The organism is Pseudomonas sp. FW507-12TSA (assembly GCF_058781435.1).
The window spans coordinates 1-14,414 of the sequence record NZ_JBYSWT010000020.1 but is presented as its reverse complement, the minus strand read 5'-3'; the positions used below and the strand labels follow the sequence as shown (position 1 = coordinate 14,414).

Below are 14,414 nucleotides of genomic sequence, written 5' to 3'. Positions count from 1 at the left end.
GGCTCAGGGGGCGATGGAGGCCAGGCCGGATCGGGCGAACAGCTTGAGGTGCGTTTTCAGGGCGTGCGCATCGTGCTGCAGCACGGCCTGCAACGGACTGGCTTGCTGGCGATCGATCACCGCCAGCATCAGGCACGGCGCAATGATGCTGATGACGCACCGGGCCAGCGCCGGATCGCCCGGAGCGAAGCCGGTGATCTGGCTGATGATGGCCTCCAGCAGGCGGAACTTGGGCATCACTTCTTCTTGGATGAGGCTGGAAAAATGAACCGTAGGCGACAGTATTTCCCGGGCGCAGACCTTGCTTTGCCAGCTTTGTTCATCCAGTACCCGGCCGACCAGGGTATCGATGAACACATCGAGCTTGGTCTGTGCCGGTTCGTCGCTGCGGGCGATGCGCGCCAGGACCTCGACGTCGATCAACTGTTGGTGCCCCTCTATCAGCACCACTTTGTACAGCTCTTCGCGGCTGCCGAAGTGGTAGTTGATGGCTGCCAGGTCGGCGCCGGCTTCCTCGCAGATCAGCTTGCTCGCGGTAGCGGCATAGCCATGCTGGGCGAACAGCCGTGCTGCCACTTCGAGGATGCGTATTCTGGTGTGTTCGCCATCGCTTCTGCTGGCTCTGCGTCGAGTGCTCATGGGGTTCCTCATGGTCGGGCATAGGGGGTTGCTTCACGGCCAGTATCTGTTATTTTTCAATTTCAATTCAAATTGAATTTTAACTAGGCCTTGGCAAACAAAGGACTCATGGATGAAGAAGCAGTTGATTGCAGGGGTTGCCGTGCTGCTGGCGGTAACGGCAGGAGTTTCCTGGTTTCTCCTCAAGCCCGAAGAGTCGGACGGCCGTCTCAAGCTTCATGGCAACGTCGACATCCGCCAGGTATCCCTGGCGTTCGAAGGCAGTGAACGGATCGCCGCGCTGCATGCCGAGGAGGGCGACCTGGTGCAGGCTGGCCAGGTATTGGCTGAACTCGACACGCGCACGCTGCGCCTCGAGATTGCCCGCTCCAGGGCCCGGATCAATGCCCAGGAACAGGCATTGCTGCGCTTGAAGAACGGTACCCGGCCCCAGGAGATCGAGCAGGCTCGGTCGCGGTTCGAGGCAGCCCAGGCCGAAGCACAATTAGCCCAGTTGGAACACCAGCGCCTGCGGCGCATCGCCGACGATACCCAGGGCAAGGGCGTGAGCCAGCAGCGCCTGGACCAGGCGGCCGCCCGTCTGCGGGTGGCCAAGGCCCAGGTTCAGGAACAGCGCGAGTCCTGGGCCCTGGCCAAGATCGGCCCACGGGACGAAGACATCGCCCAGGCAGCAGCCGACCTGCAGGTCTCCAGGGCCGATCTCGACCTGCTGGAACATGACCTCGCCCGGGCCCAGCTCAAGGCCCCGACCCAGGCCCGGATACGCACCCGCCTGCTCGAGCCTGGCGACATGGCCTCTCCGGCGCGACCGGTATTGGCCCTGGCGCTGACCGATCCGAAATGGATCCGTGCTTATGTCAACGAACAGCAGCTCGGACAGGTGCGACCGGATCAGCCAGCGCGAGTGTTCACCGACAGTTTTCCCGACCAGGCCATCGATGGCCGGGTGGGGTACATCTCCTCGGTCGCCGAGTTCACCCCGAAGTCGGTCGAGACCGAGGACCTGCGCACCAGTCTGGTCTACGAAATCCGGATATTGGTCAAGGATCCTGGTGACCGCTTGCGCCTGGGCATGCCGGCCACCGTCTACCTCGACCAGGCGCCGGATGCCGGGGACACGCCATGAGCGCCGCAGTGGCTACAGTCCAGGCATCCGAACTGGTCAAGCACTTCAAGGCCGGCGCCCGGCAACAGGTGGCCCTGGACCGGGTATCCCTGGAGGTCCCCAGTGGCCAGTTGAGTGCTCTGGTCGGTCCAGACGGCGCGGGCAAGACCACCTTGCTGCGGCTGATCGCCGGATTGATGCAGGCCGACGCGGGCCAGTTGAGCGTACTGGGCCTGGATGTCGGCGCACAGCCACAGCAAGTACAGGACCGCATCAGCTACATGCCACAGAAGTTCGGGCTCTATGAGGACCTGACTATCCAGGAGAACCTGGAGTTGTATGCCGATTTGCATGGTGTCTGCGGCCCGGAGCGCGACCAGCGCTTTTCCCGGCTCTTGCACATGATGGACCTGGAGCGGTTTCGTGGACGCCTGGCCGGACAGCTTTCCGGTGGCATGAAACAGAAGCTGGGATTGGCCTGCACTTTGGTCCGCTCCCCGCAACTGCTGCTGTTGGATGAGCCTACGGTAGGGGTGGACCCGCTGTCGCGCCGGGAGCTATGGAGCATCATCGAGCAGTTGATCGAGCAGGAGAACCTGACGGTGCTGATCAGCACCGCCTACATGGACGAGGCCCAGCGCTGTGCCCAGGTCTTCGTGCTGTACCAGGGCCAATTGATCGCCCAGGGGCCACCCGAACAACTGTGTCAGCTGGCCCAAGGCATGTGCTATGGCATCGCACCTCCCAGCGGTACTGCCGCCAGGTCGTTGCAGGCCGGCCTGCTCGATGACCGCGAGCATGTGGTCGATGCGGTGCCGGAAGGTGGCCAGGTGCGCTTCATTTGCAGCGCCCAGGCGGAGTTGGCACAGATCGAACCCCTGGCCGGCCTCGCCGAGCCCCGGCCCCTGGCAGCGCGCCTGGAGGACGGATTCATGGTGCTACTCAGGCAGCAGGTCCAGGAAACCGTCGCGGTGGATGCGGCGCAACAGCCAGCGGCCAACGACAGCCAGGAGGAGGTGGGGGCACAGCGTCCGGTGGTCATCGAAGTACGCGATCTGGTGCGCAAGTTCGGCGATTTCACGGCAGTCGCAAGCACCTCGTTCCAGGTCCTGAAGGGCGAGATCTTCGGCTTGCTCGGCCCCAACGGGGCGGGTAAGACCACCACCTTCCGCATGCTCTGCGGCTTGCTCCCGGCATCCAGTGGCTACCTGGAGGTGGCCGGGGTCAACCTGCGTACCGCGCGGGCTGCGGCACGCCGTCGCATCGGCTACGTGTCGCAGAAGTTCGCCTTGTACGCCAACCTGTCGGCCGTGGAGAACCTGCGCTTCTTCGGCGGCGCTTATGGACTGCATGGCGCCAGGCTAAGGACCAGGATGGAGCGGATGCTCGAGCAGTTCGAACTGGGCGAACAACAACATGTGCGCAGCGGCGAGCTGCCAGGTGGCTACAAACAGCGCCTGGCGATGGCGGTCGCTTTGCTGCACGAGCCGGAGATCCTGTTTCTCGATGAGCCAACCAGCGGCATCGATCCCCTGGCCCGGCGGGCCTTCTGGCGGCGGATCACCGCCTTGGCGGCAAGCGGTACGACGATCGTCATCACCACCCATTTCATGGAGGAGGCCGAGTACTGCGATCGTATCGTGATCCAGGATGCCGGGCGCTTGCTGGCCCTGGGCACCCCGGAACAAGTCCGCCACCAGGACAACCAGGCACTGGCCGACATGAACAGTGCATTCATCGCCGTTGTCGAGCGAGCCCGGGCCCAGGCCCGCGCCGCGGCGCACTAAGGAGCCAGCATGTCCGACTTCAATGGAGCGGGTTCGGGTTTGTGGCGCAGGCTACTGGCGCTGACCAGGAAGGAGTTCCGCCAGTTGCTGCGAGACAAGAGCAACATGGCCATCGGTGTGATCCTGCCCATCGTGCTGATCCTGATATTTGGCTACGGCTTGTCGCTGGATATCCGCAACACGCCCTTGGCAGTGGTCCTGGAGGACAGCTCGCCCGCGGCCAGGGACGTGGTAGCCAAGCTGGAGAGCTCGGCCTACTTCTCGGTCACTCGGGTCACCAGCATGGTCGAGGCACAGGCACTGATGGACAAGCGCCGGGTCGATGGCATCGTTCGGGTTCCAGCCGACTTCTCCAGGCGGCTCGAACAGCACGACGCTCGCTTGCAGTTGTTGCTGCATGGCGCCGATGCCAACAGCGCGGCGACCCTGGGGCGTTATGTCAGGGGTGCGTTGGCGGTCTGGCAGCAGCAGTATCTGGAACGCACCAGGCAGGCTCCGCCCTCGGGGCGGGTGCTGGTGGTGGAGCGGATGTGGTTCAACGCCGCCAACAGTAGCACCTGGTATCTGGTTCCGGGGCTGATCGCCCTGATCATGACGCTGGTGGGGGCTTTCCTGACCTCGTTGGTGCTGGCCAGGGAATGGGAGCGGGGCACCCTCGAGTCGTTGTTCGTCACCCCGGTCAAGTCGATCGAGATCCTGCTGGCCAAGATCATTCCGTATTTCGTGGTGGGACTCCTGGGATTGGTGATGTGCCTGGTCTCCGCGCGGCTGTTGTTCCAGGTGCCGATCCAGGGATCGCTGTTGCTCCTGCTGTTCAGTTCCATGCTGTACCTGCTGGTGACCCTGGGCATCGGCCTGTTGATTTCGGCCAAGACCCGCAATCAGTTCCTGGCCAGCCAGATCGCGATCATCTTCAGCTTCCTGCCGGCGTTGATGCTTTCAGGGTTCCTGTTCGACCTGCGCAATGTGCCGACCTTCATCCGCTTGGTCGGTTCGATCCTGCCGGCGACTTACTTCATGGAGCTGGTGAAGACCTTGTTCCTGGCCGGCAACAACTGGGCGCTGGTGGCGAAGAACCTGACGATCCTCGCGGTCTATGCGGTGTTCCTGTTGAACGCAGCACGCCTGTGCACGCGCAAGAAGGTGGGGTGAGCCAATGGACAAACTGATGAGCTTCCTACGTGAACTGTTGTTCCTGATCCAGAAGGAAATCCTCGCTATCGTCAAGGACCCGGCCAATCGGGTGATCCTGATCGCCCCGGCGATCGTCCAGTCCTTGCTCTTCGGTTATGGCGCGACCTACGACCTGAACTACGTGCCCTATGCCGTGCTGGACCAGAGCCAGGGGCGTACCTCGCGGGAACTGATCGCGCGTTTCGATGCTTCCGGGGTCTTCGCCCGTACGGCGACGCTGACCAGCGTCGGCGAGATCGCCCCGGCCATCGATAATGGCCAGGCGCTGCTGGTGCTGCACATCCCTGCGGACTTCGAGGAGCGCCTGGCCCGCCAGGACAATGCCAGCCTGCAGCTGGTGCTGGACGGCCGCAACTCCACGACCGCCGGGATGGCGGCCGGGCATATCGCCAACCTGGTGGGTGACTTCAACCAGCAGTTCCTGGGGGCCGCCAACGCTCCCCTGCGTTTGGAAACACGTGCCTGGTTCAACCCCAACTTGCAGACTCGCTGGAACATCGTGCCCGGCCTGATCGCCGCCTTGAGCATGATCCAGACCCTGATGCTGGCGGCGCTCTCGGTGGCCAGGGAACGTGAGCAAGGCACCTTCGACCAACTGCTGGTCACGCCGCTCACCCCTTTCGTGATCTTGCTGGGCAAGGCGCTGCCATCGGTGCTGATCGGCCTGCTGCAATCGAGCCTGATCCTCCTGGTCGGATTGTTCTGGTTCAAGATCCCCATGATCGGTTCCGTGCTGGACCTGTACCTGGGACTGTTCGTGTTCACCAGCGCCTGCGTGGGGATCGGCCTGTCCATATCCGCCCTCTCGGCCAACATGCAGCAGGCCATGGTGTACACCTTCGTGCTGATGATGCCGCTGATCCTGCTGTCCGGCCTGATCACCCCGGTGCATAGCATGCCCCAGGCCTTGCAGCTGCTGACCTACCTCGACCCGTTGCGCTTTGCCATCGACCTGGTCAGGAGGATCTACCTGGAAGGGGCGACCCTGTCTGATGTCTCGGCGAACCTGGTGCCCATGTTCGCCGTCGCGCTGGTGACCCTGCCACTGGCCGCCTGGCTGTTTCGCAATCGATTGGTTTGAATTGGCTTGATAAGGAACGTCATGAAAACGATTCATGCTGGATATCTGCTCAACGGGTTGGCAGCGACCTTGCTGATGGCTGTCTCGGCCTGCACTGTCGGACCTGACTTCAAGGCGCCCGAGGTGCACAGCCCCGAGCGATGGACGGATTGGCACAGTGGGCCGGAGTTGCCGGCAGCACCTGGAACACCATCCATGGCCGTTGTACCTGGCAACGACGGTAACTGGTGGCAGGTATTTGGCGATCCGATCCTGGACCGCTTGCAGACCCGAGTGCGGGAGGACAACCCGGACCTGCATACCGCGTTGCTGCGGTTTGCCCAGGTCCGGTTGCAGCGCCAGATCGTCGCATCCCTGGAAACACCCGAGGTGTCTTTCTCCGGCGCGGCCTCCAGGAATCGACAAAGCCGCTACGCCCCGAACAATCGCATGCTCGAGGCCTTGGGTGGCGACCGCAAGACCCTGGAAAAGGCCCTGACCGATCCCTACAGCCTGTACCAGGCCGGGTTCGATGTTTCCTGGGAACTGGATCTCTGGGGGCGGGTGTCGCGCCTTGGCGAAGCAGCCGAGGCCGAGGTCGATGGTGCAGCCGCGACCCTGGACGATGTACTGCTCAGCGTCTCCAGCGAACTGGCGAGAAACTACATCGAGGTGCGTACCGCGCAGAGCCAGACCAGCCTGCTGGAGCAGGAAGCGAAGATCCTCGCCGAGCACCTGCAAGTGGTGACGGTACAGGCTCGTGAAGGTGAGGAGGACGGTTTTGCGGTGGAGCGCCAGGAGGCGCGACTGGCAAATTTGAACGCCCAGATACCCGGCTGGAAGGCACGGCAGACCCAGGCCGCCAACCGCATCGCCGTGCTGCTGGGCGAACGCCCTGGCGCCCTGGACGCTTTGTTGGGCGGCACACCCAGGCCGGCCCCTGGCAACTCATTGCCGGACTTGCGGCTGGGGCTGCCGGCCGAGCTGGCTCGCGAGCGTCCGGATATTCGCGCCGCGCAAGCCCGGCTGCACCAGGCCACGGCCGGCATCGGAGTAGCCGAGGCAGAACTCTATCCCAGCGTGATGCTCGGGGCCGACTTCGGCTTCGAGTCCTATAAAGGCGGCAAGTTTGCCGACTGGAGCAGCCGGACCTGGTCGGTAGGGCCGCGCCTGGACCTGCCGCTGTTCGACCGTGGGCGTCGCAGCAAGACCGTGGTCTTGCGCAAGCTCGAACAGCAGGAAGCGGCCGTGGCGTTTCACCAGACTGTGCTGGCGGCATGGCAGGAGGTGGACGATGCCTTGAGCCGCTACCACAACGAGTACCAGCGTGTGGCACACCTCAAGGACAGCTACGACAGCAAGGCTCGCAGCTACGAATGGACCCGTGCCCGGTACGTCGCCGGGGACGCCAGCTACCTGGACCAACTCGATGCCCAGCGTTCCCTGCTCGATGCCCAGCGTGACCTGGTCGATAGCGATAGCCAGCTCAGGACGCACCTGATCAGCATCTACAAATCCATGGGTGGGCACTCCATCTGACCCATTGCAACGCAGTAGCCGTATTTCCTCTAACAAGAACAACTTTCCTGACGGAATAGGAAAACATGCAAATGGACGACCTCTACAAGATCGTACTGTTCTCATCCCTGATACTGATAGTGCCGGGGCCCTCGAATACCTTGCTGCTGGCTTCGGGCTTCAAGTTCGGTGTATTGCGCTCTTTGCCCCTGGTGCTGATCGAGATGCTCGGCTACACCGTCTCGATCTGTACCTGGGGTTGGGGTCTGGTGTTGTTGTCCCAGGACCATCCATGGTTGATCCACCTGATCAAGCTGGCCTGTGCCTGCTATATCGCGGCCCTGGCGCTGAAGACCTGGAAGACCTCGACCAGTGGCACCCATCAGGTCGAGCGCTTCGACAGTTGGCCGCGCCACTTGCTGATCGCGACCGTACTCAATCCCAAGGGGTTGATCTTCGCCAGCGTGATTTTCCCGGCCGCTTCGTTTGCCAGCCTGGGGAGTTTCGTTCCTTCATTGAGCGCATTCTTCCTGGCGCTGGCACCCATCGCCTTGCTTTGGGTCTCCCTCGGTGCAGGCATTCGGGCGCAGTATCTGGGCCGGGTATCGGGCCCGTTGTTTTCCAGGGGCACGGCCATCGTCCTGGCGTTGTTCTCGGCCACGTTGACCTACACCGTCGTGCGGGCGGTGTAGGCCGGTTCCAGGCGTTGGAGAAGCATGGGGTGGCGGGTATAGAGTTGCTCGCCCTCGAGCGAAGCTTGAGCACTCCGTGCCCGGCGGCCGATGCCGGGACCAACATCAAGGGAAAATGAATGTCGCTGATTTCGCAACGTGTCGAACTGGCCGCCAGGGCGCCAATGACAAGGTGATTTGCCGGATGCCTTCGGGCTGGGCGGTCATGGGGGATGTGCAGTTCCTGCCGGGCTGTTGCCTGCTGTTGCCGGACCCGGTGGTGCCTAGCCTGAACGACCTCGATACCCAGGCCCGGGCCGCCTACCTGCTGGACATGGCGCGTCTTGGCGATGCGGTGCTGGAGGCCATCGGGGCGTTGCGCATGAACTACGAGATCCTCGGCAATTCGGAGCCGGAGCTGCATTGCCATCTCTTTCCCCGCTATGCCTCGGAGCCGGAGGGCAAGCGTCGCATGCCGGTCTGGTTCTACGATTGGAAAACCGCCGTTGCCTATGCCGAGGCGGAGCATGGTGCGTTGCGTGAGCGCATAGCCCGCCTGTTGCAATCGACCAGCTGAGGTTCGCGCCGGCAGGTCAGTGCGCTGAGTGTCGGTGAGCGACGGGAAACGTCAGGCCGGTGATGGTCACTGTGGTCCTCGCGACGAGGACGCTGGCGATCTCGTTGATGACCAGCTCCAGTGCGCTGGTATTGGGGAACAGTGCATACAGCAGTTCGAAGTAGAGGTAGTCCTTGATCAGATCGGCTGCCAGTTGCGGCTGGTTCCCCAGCAGATCCTCGAACTTCGGGTAGTCCAGTCGCTGCAATTGCACGATGTCGGCAAAACCCTGGGCCAGGTCGTCTTCCCGACATTGGCTGATGAACCCATCGGCGCATTGGATAAAGCCCTGGGCCAGCTCCCAATGGTCTATCAGCAGCTCAAAGGGGGTTGTCTCAAGGGATGTAGCTTCGCCGAAACCCAGGCTCCGATAGCCGACCCGCCGAGGCTCGATGAGCTTGCCTGCCGAAGTGAACTTCATGGGTGGGTTCCGGTTTTGCCAGTGGCAGGTCGGCCCGCGCCAGCGTCGAGCGGGCCGGCCTGGCCAGGGATCGCGCTGGCAGCCCAGTCGCTGCCGCTGGCGGGCAGGGCGATACCGGGCTGGGGCCGCAGCTCGACGGCGCTATTTACGCTGGCCTGGCTGGCTTCGGTGCGGTTGGCCAGTTGCGCGGGGCTGAAGTGAAGTTCGTCCATGTTGCCGAGTAGTCCTTGGGGTTGCGCGAGTCTACTCCGCCACCAGCAAAAAGCTACGGCGCACCAACTGTGTAGCCGCTGTCGAGCCTGCGAGCCTGCAATCGGTCGTGCAGCGGCCGTAGAACCTCGACTCACCTGACCCACTGCAAGGGTGCCCGCTGCGCGGTCATGCGCAGCCTGCGGCAGCGGCTACACGGGGCTGCGGCTCACCGCGCAGCGGCCGCAGGACCCGGACCCACCGTGCCACCTGGCGGACGGCTTCAGGCCGCTGCCCAGTTTGTGAATGAAGCTTTTATGACAAAAGTTCGGTAGCACATCGCCACGCACGTCTTGGGTATGTAACGCGCTTGAGGGGGCCGCCAGGCCACTTTTTTAAGCCGAGGCGGGACGCCGGGAGTGAGGCTATGGGGACTATGGAACGCTACTCGAAAGTGGGCATGCAGGAGCTGGACCAGCGGTTGTCGAAGATCGTCGAGGCGGCGCGCAAGAAGCCGGTCTCGGTCTATCGCTATGGGGCGCCGTGGGTCTGGATCGTCTCCCAGGATGACTGGCAGGGCGCCTTGAAGGAGGTGTCCAGCTACATCCCGCCAGGGCACTCGCTGGTGCTGCTGCGCCCGCAGATCGAAGAGCTGCTGGACCGCCATGCCGAGTTGTTCGAGACCCTCAATGCCGAGGCCGGCCTGTGCATCGCCCCACGCACGGTGATGCACATCCTGTTGCTGCAGCTTTTGTACTCGGTGCCCAGCGAACAGCAGCTCTACGAACAGCTGAACTACAACCTGCTGTTCCGCTGGTTCGTCGGCCTGGGCCTGAACCAGAAGGTCTGGAGCTTCAGTGTCCTGAGCCGCGATATCGCCGCGCTGTTGAACAACCCTCGGGCGGTGCACCTGATCCACAAGATCATCGGTGAAGTGTTCTGCAAAGCCTTGCTGCAGATGCCGGAGTTCTCGCTGAACTTCGCGCTGCTGCATACCTGGCTGGCACGTCACGACAACACCTCGATCACCAGCAATTGAATCGGCCAAACGCTGTGCAGACGGCGACGGCAATGCGCGTGCGCGCGCCAATTTTCAGACTTCTAGGGGGCGGTGTGGAGTATTCGGGCAAATCAGGACGACCGGGCAGTAGCGGGCGCTGGTGGCCGTTGTGCGGCTGGTTGGCATGGCTGGCGCTGGCGCCGGCGGTGCAAGCCGAGGAGGGCGGCCAGGTGCCGGCCGAACCCGCGCAGGAGGCCCAGGTCCCGGCGCGCTTGGTGGACGTCAACGAGTACTTCGTGCGCGGCAATACCGTGCTCGACGCCAGGGCCATCGAAGAGGCGGTGTATCCGTTCCTCGGGCCGCAGAAGGCCTTGAGCGACATCGAGGGCGCCCGCGACGCCCTGCAGAAGGTCTACCAGGCCCGTGGCTACCAGTCGGTGTATGTCGAGTTGCCGGAGCAGAAGGTCGATGACGGCATCGTCTACCTGCAAGTCAGCGAGACCAAGGTCGGCCGGGTGCGCGTGGTGGGCGCCAAGCACTACTCGCCATTGGAGATCCGCGAGCAGGTGCCGGCTCTGCAAGAGGGCCAGGTGCCGGACTTCGCCACGGTGCAGAACCAGCTGGCGGGGCTCAATCGCGGCGCCGGGCGCCAGGTCATGCCCCTGGTGCGCGAAGGCCAGCGGCCGGGGACCATGGATGTGGACCTGCAGGTGGAAGACAAGAATCCCTGGCGCGCCAGCATCGGCCTGAACAACGACTACAGCGCCGATACCGAGAAGCTGCGCACCGTGGCCAGTGTCGGCTACGACAACCTCTGGCAACTGGGCCACAGCGTTTCCCTGACCTTCTTCACTGCGCCCCAGGACACCTCCAACGCCAAGGTCTGGTCCGGTTCCTATACCGCTCCCTTGAGCGATCGCTGGAGCCTGCAGTTCTCCGGCTACCAGTCCGACAGCAACATCGCCACCATCGGCGGCAGCAACGTGCTGGGCAAGGGCCATTCCTACGGGGTCGCGGCGATCTATGCCTTGCCGGCCAGCGACAGTTGGGCCAACTCGCTGTCGGCGGGCGTGGACTTCAAGGACTTCGACGAAGAGATGCGCTTCGGCCGCAGCAGCGACCAGATCCCGCTCAAGTACGCACCGCTGACCTTCGGCTACAACGGCTACCGCTACAGCGAGAAGTCGCAATTGAGCCTGGGCCTGAACCTGGTGATCGGTACCCGGCGTTTCTTCGGTTATGGCAGTGATGCCCGCGAGTTCCACTACAAGCGTGACGAAGCCAGTGCCAGCTTCTCGGTGCTCAAGGGCGATGCCAGCTTCACCTATACCTTCGCCAACGACTGGCAATCGGCGTCCAAGACCGCTTTCCAGCTGGCCTCGGGCCCGCTGGTCTCCAACGAACAGTACTCCGCCGGTGGCGCCACCTCGGTGCGTGGCTACCTGGCCGCCGAGCGTACCGGCGACGAAGGTTGGCTGTTCTCCCAGGAACTGCGCACGCCGTCCCTGGCCAAGTTCCTCGGCAGCTACGTGCAGGAATGGCGCTTCTACGCCTTCGCCGAAGGTGCGCGCCTGAGCCTGCACGAGCCACTGCCCGAGCAGGAAGACCAATACAGCCTGGCCAGTGTCGGCCTGGGCACCCGCGCCAGCTTGAGCAAGTGGCTGTCCGGCAGCCTGGACTGGGGTTACCCCCTCAAAGACGGCCCCAACACCCAGAAATACGACCCGCGCCTGCACTTCAGTGTGCAAGCCACGTTCTGACTTTTTACGGAGAACCCTTCCATGCAACGCTTATTCCTGAGCCTGTTGATCTGCCTGGGCTTCGTGCTCCCGGCCACGGCCCATGCCTGGTGGCAGGACGACTGGCACTACCGCAAGCAGATCAGTGTCGATACCACGCCCCAGGGGGCGGCCATCAACGAGGCCCTGGGCCGTACCGCGCTGCTGGTACGCCTGCATACCGGCAACTTCACCTTCGACGGGGTCAAGGAGGACGGCTCCGACCTGCGCTTCGTCGCCGCCGATGACAAGACCGTGCTCAACCACCAGATCGAGAGCTTCGACCCCCTGATGGGCATGGCGCTGATCTGGGTCGACGTACCCAAGGTCGAAGGTGGCCAGCGCCAGGACATCTGGATGTACTACGGCAACCAGAAGGCCCCGGCCACCGCCAACGGCCAGCTGACTTTCGATCCCAGCTACACCGCCATCTACCACTTCGAGGGCGGCAACGGCATCCCGGCCAAGGACACCACCGCCTATGGCAACACCGCGCAGGGTGCCACCGGGGCGAGTATCGATGGAGTGATCGGCCGTGCCCTGCAGTTCAGTGGCCAGCCATTGCTGCTGCCGGCCAGCCCCTCGCTGCAGCACAATGCCGGCGGCGCCTTCACCTTCAGCGCCTGGGTCCGCCTGGACCAGGCCAGTGGCGAACAGCTGCTGCTGGCCCGGCGCGAAGGCGCCGGCAGCCTGCTGGTCGGGGTCAACCAGGGCATGCCGTTCGTGGAAGTGGACGGCCAGCGCGCCGTATCCACCCAGCCCTTGAATCCGGGGCAATGGCAGCACCTGGCCCTGAGCGGCGAGGGCAGCCGCCTGGCGCTGTACGTCAATGGCCGGGAAACCGCGAGCCTGGCCCAGGCCATTCCGTCGTTCAATTCGCCGCTGGCCATCGGCGCCGACCTGCCGGTCGCGGCAGGGGCCGAGGCCAGCCATTTCCTGCCGTTCACCGGGGCCATGGACGAGTTGCGCCTGTCCAAGGTGGCACGTCCCGCGGCGCTGCTTTTGGCCGATGCCAGCGCCCAGGGCGCCGAGTCGAAACTGGTGGCCTACGGCGTCGATGAAGAACAGTCGGGCTTCGGCTTCGGCAGCCTGGGCTTCTTGCTCAAGGCGGTACCGGTGGACGCCTGGGTGATCATCCTGGTGCTGGTGGCGATGATGATCCAGTCGTGGGTGATCATGCTGCGCAAGAACCGCATGGTCAGCCGGGTCAGCGCCGCCAATACGCTGTTTCGCGAGCAGTTCGCCAAAGTCGGCACCCGTCTTGAGATGTTCGCCGATGACCAGGCCCTGGCCGCGCGCCTGGAGCACTCCTCGCTGTGGCGCCTGTACCTGGTGGCGGTCAAGGAGATCCGCACCCGCCGCGAGCAGGGCGCCGATACCTCGTCGGTGTCGGCGGCCACCATCGAAGCCATCCGCTGCTCCATGGACGGGGTGCGCACCCGCGAGAACCAGCAGCTGAGCGCCAAGCTCTCGACCCTGTCCAACGCCATCGCCGGCGGTCCCTACATCGGCCTGTTGGGCACGGTGCTGGGGATCATGGTGGTGTTCCTCGGCACCGCCATGGCCGGCGACGTCAACATCAACGCCATCGCCCCGGGCATGGCCGCGGCCTTGCTGGCTACCGCCATGGGCCTGTTCGTCGCGATCCCGGCACTGTTCGGCTACAACCGCCTGATCACCCGCAACAAGGAAGTGGGGGCCGACATGCGGGTGTTCGTCGACGAGTTCATCACCCGCCTGGCGGAGCTGCACGGCGAGAGCCAGCAGCATGAGAACGCCCACTGGCGGGTCAGCCACAGCAACGCATCGGTCCCGGCCTGAGGAGAACTGCCATGGCTTCCGTGAACGCCTCCCATGACGACGAAGACGATGCCGCCGTCGACAGCATCAACATCACGCCCCTGGTGGACGTGCTGATGGTGGTGCTGGTGATGTTCATCCTCACCGCCACCGCCCAGGTCTCGGGCATCCAGATCCACTTGCCCAAGGCCAGCGCCTCGGTGTCGTTGTCGGAGGCCAAGACCAAGGCCATCTCGGTGAACGACGGCGGCCAGGTGTTCCTCGATGCCTACCCGGTGACCCTGGGCGAGCTGGAGGAGCGCCTGCGCATCGAGAAGGCGCAGAACCCGGACTTCCCGATCATCGTCCGCGGCGATGCCACGGTGCAGTACCAGAAGGTGATCGAGGTCCTCGACCTGTTGCGCCGCCTGGAGCTGTCCCAGGTCGGGCTGGTTACCGGCAAACCCCAGGGCTGAGTCATGAGCGCACAACAACCTATCCAGCTCCCGCCGGTTCAGCCAAAGCAAAAAGCCGTGCGCCTGCTCAAGTGGGGCCTCGGGCTGCTGCTGGCGGGCGTCGCCGCCTGGCTGCTGTGGCAGTGGGCCAACGACATGGCCGGGGTGCGCCGGGAAGCGCCGAAGGTGCCGACCATCATCC

The 14,414-nt window shown here is 63.8% G+C and carries 13 protein-coding genes and 2 pseudogenes; 12 read left to right on the top strand and 3 right to left on the bottom strand.

Annotated elements, in window-relative coordinates; translation table 11 throughout:
• Positions 1-3 precede the first annotated feature (3 nt).
• Entirely contained in the window at positions 4-639 is a 636-nt protein-coding gene (locus AC3WK8_RS18990; protein WP_085598264.1) for a TetR/AcrR family transcriptional regulator, read from the bottom strand.
• A 112-nt stretch (positions 640-751) separates the two neighbouring features.
• Between AC3WK8_RS18990 and AC3WK8_RS18985 the strand changes: the two genes are divergently transcribed.
• From AC3WK8_RS18985 to AC3WK8_RS18955, 7 genes and pseudogenes are all read left to right on the top strand, one after another.
• Entirely contained in the window at positions 752-1,765 is a 1,014-nt protein-coding gene (locus tag AC3WK8_RS18985; protein ID WP_103325523.1) for an HlyD family secretion protein, read from the top strand.
• On the top strand, positions 1,762-3,531 hold the full coding sequence (locus AC3WK8_RS18980; RefSeq protein WP_103325522.1) for an ATP-binding cassette domain-containing protein: 1,770 nt from the start codon (positions 1,762-1,764) through the stop codon (positions 3,529-3,531). Before AC3WK8_RS18985 ends, AC3WK8_RS18980 begins: the two co-directional genes overlap by 4 nt.
• A 9-nt stretch (positions 3,532-3,540) precedes the next feature.
• Positions 3,541-4,683, top strand: a complete 1,143-nt coding sequence (locus tag AC3WK8_RS18975; protein WP_103325521.1) for an ABC transporter permease — start codon at positions 3,541-3,543, stop codon at positions 4,681-4,683.
• A 4-nt stretch (positions 4,684-4,687) separates the two neighbouring features.
• Positions 4,688-5,806, top strand: a complete 1,119-nt coding sequence (locus AC3WK8_RS18970) for an ABC transporter permease (RefSeq protein ID WP_085598260.1) — start codon at positions 4,688-4,690, stop codon at positions 5,804-5,806.
• 21 nt (positions 5,807-5,827) lie between these two features.
• A complete protein-coding gene (locus AC3WK8_RS18965; RefSeq protein ID WP_103325520.1) occupies positions 5,828-7,324 on the top strand; it encodes an efflux transporter outer membrane subunit in 1,497 nt (498 codons plus the stop codon).
• 65 nt (positions 7,325-7,389) lie between these two features.
• A complete protein-coding gene (locus tag AC3WK8_RS18960; protein WP_103325519.1) occupies positions 7,390-7,995 on the top strand; it encodes a LysE family translocator in 606 nt (201 codons plus the stop codon).
• Positions 7,996-8,114: 119 nt separating this feature from the next.
• Positions 8,115-8,551: pseudogene (locus tag AC3WK8_RS18955) on the top strand (HIT family protein).
• 16 nt (positions 8,552-8,567) lie between these two features.
• Here AC3WK8_RS18955 and AC3WK8_RS18950 read toward each other — a convergent pair.
• Together AC3WK8_RS18950 and AC3WK8_RS18945 are read right to left on the bottom strand one after the other, a co-directional pair.
• Positions 8,568-9,011 carry a hypothetical protein gene (locus AC3WK8_RS18950; protein ID WP_103325518.1) on the bottom strand — a complete coding sequence of 148 codons (444 nt, stop codon included), beginning with the start codon at positions 9,009-9,011 and terminating at the stop codon, positions 8,568-8,570.
• Positions 9,008-9,223 carry a hypothetical protein gene (locus tag AC3WK8_RS18945; protein ID WP_103325517.1) on the bottom strand — a complete coding sequence of 72 codons (216 nt, stop codon included), beginning with the start codon at positions 9,221-9,223 and terminating at the stop codon, positions 9,008-9,010. The genes AC3WK8_RS18950 and AC3WK8_RS18945 overlap by 4 nt, the downstream gene beginning before the upstream one ends.
• A gap of 413 nt (positions 9,224-9,636) precedes the next feature.
• Between AC3WK8_RS18945 and AC3WK8_RS18940 the strand changes: the two genes are divergently transcribed.
• The 5 genes and pseudogenes from AC3WK8_RS18940 to AC3WK8_RS18920 all read left to right on the top strand — a co-directional run.
• Entirely contained in the window at positions 9,637-10,239 is a 603-nt protein-coding gene (locus AC3WK8_RS18940) for a transposase (RefSeq protein ID WP_053129140.1), read from the top strand.
• Between the two features lie 32 nt (positions 10,240-10,271).
• Complete coding sequence (locus AC3WK8_RS18935) at positions 10,272-11,960, top strand: ShlB/FhaC/HecB family hemolysin secretion/activation protein (protein ID WP_172681613.1); 1,689 nt, start codon at positions 10,272-10,274, stop codon at positions 11,958-11,960.
• 21 nt (positions 11,961-11,981) lie between these two features.
• Entirely contained in the window at positions 11,982-13,799 is a 1,818-nt protein-coding gene (locus tag AC3WK8_RS18930; protein WP_103325516.1) for a DUF2341 domain-containing protein, read from the top strand.
• An 11-nt stretch (positions 13,800-13,810) separates the two neighbouring features.
• Positions 13,811-14,233, top strand: a complete 423-nt coding sequence (locus AC3WK8_RS18925) for an ExbD/TolR family protein (protein ID WP_053129146.1) — start codon at positions 13,811-13,813, stop codon at positions 14,231-14,233.
• Between the two features lie 3 nt (positions 14,234-14,236).
• Positions 14,237-14,414: pseudogene (locus AC3WK8_RS18920) on the top strand (energy transducer TonB); the annotation flags it as partial.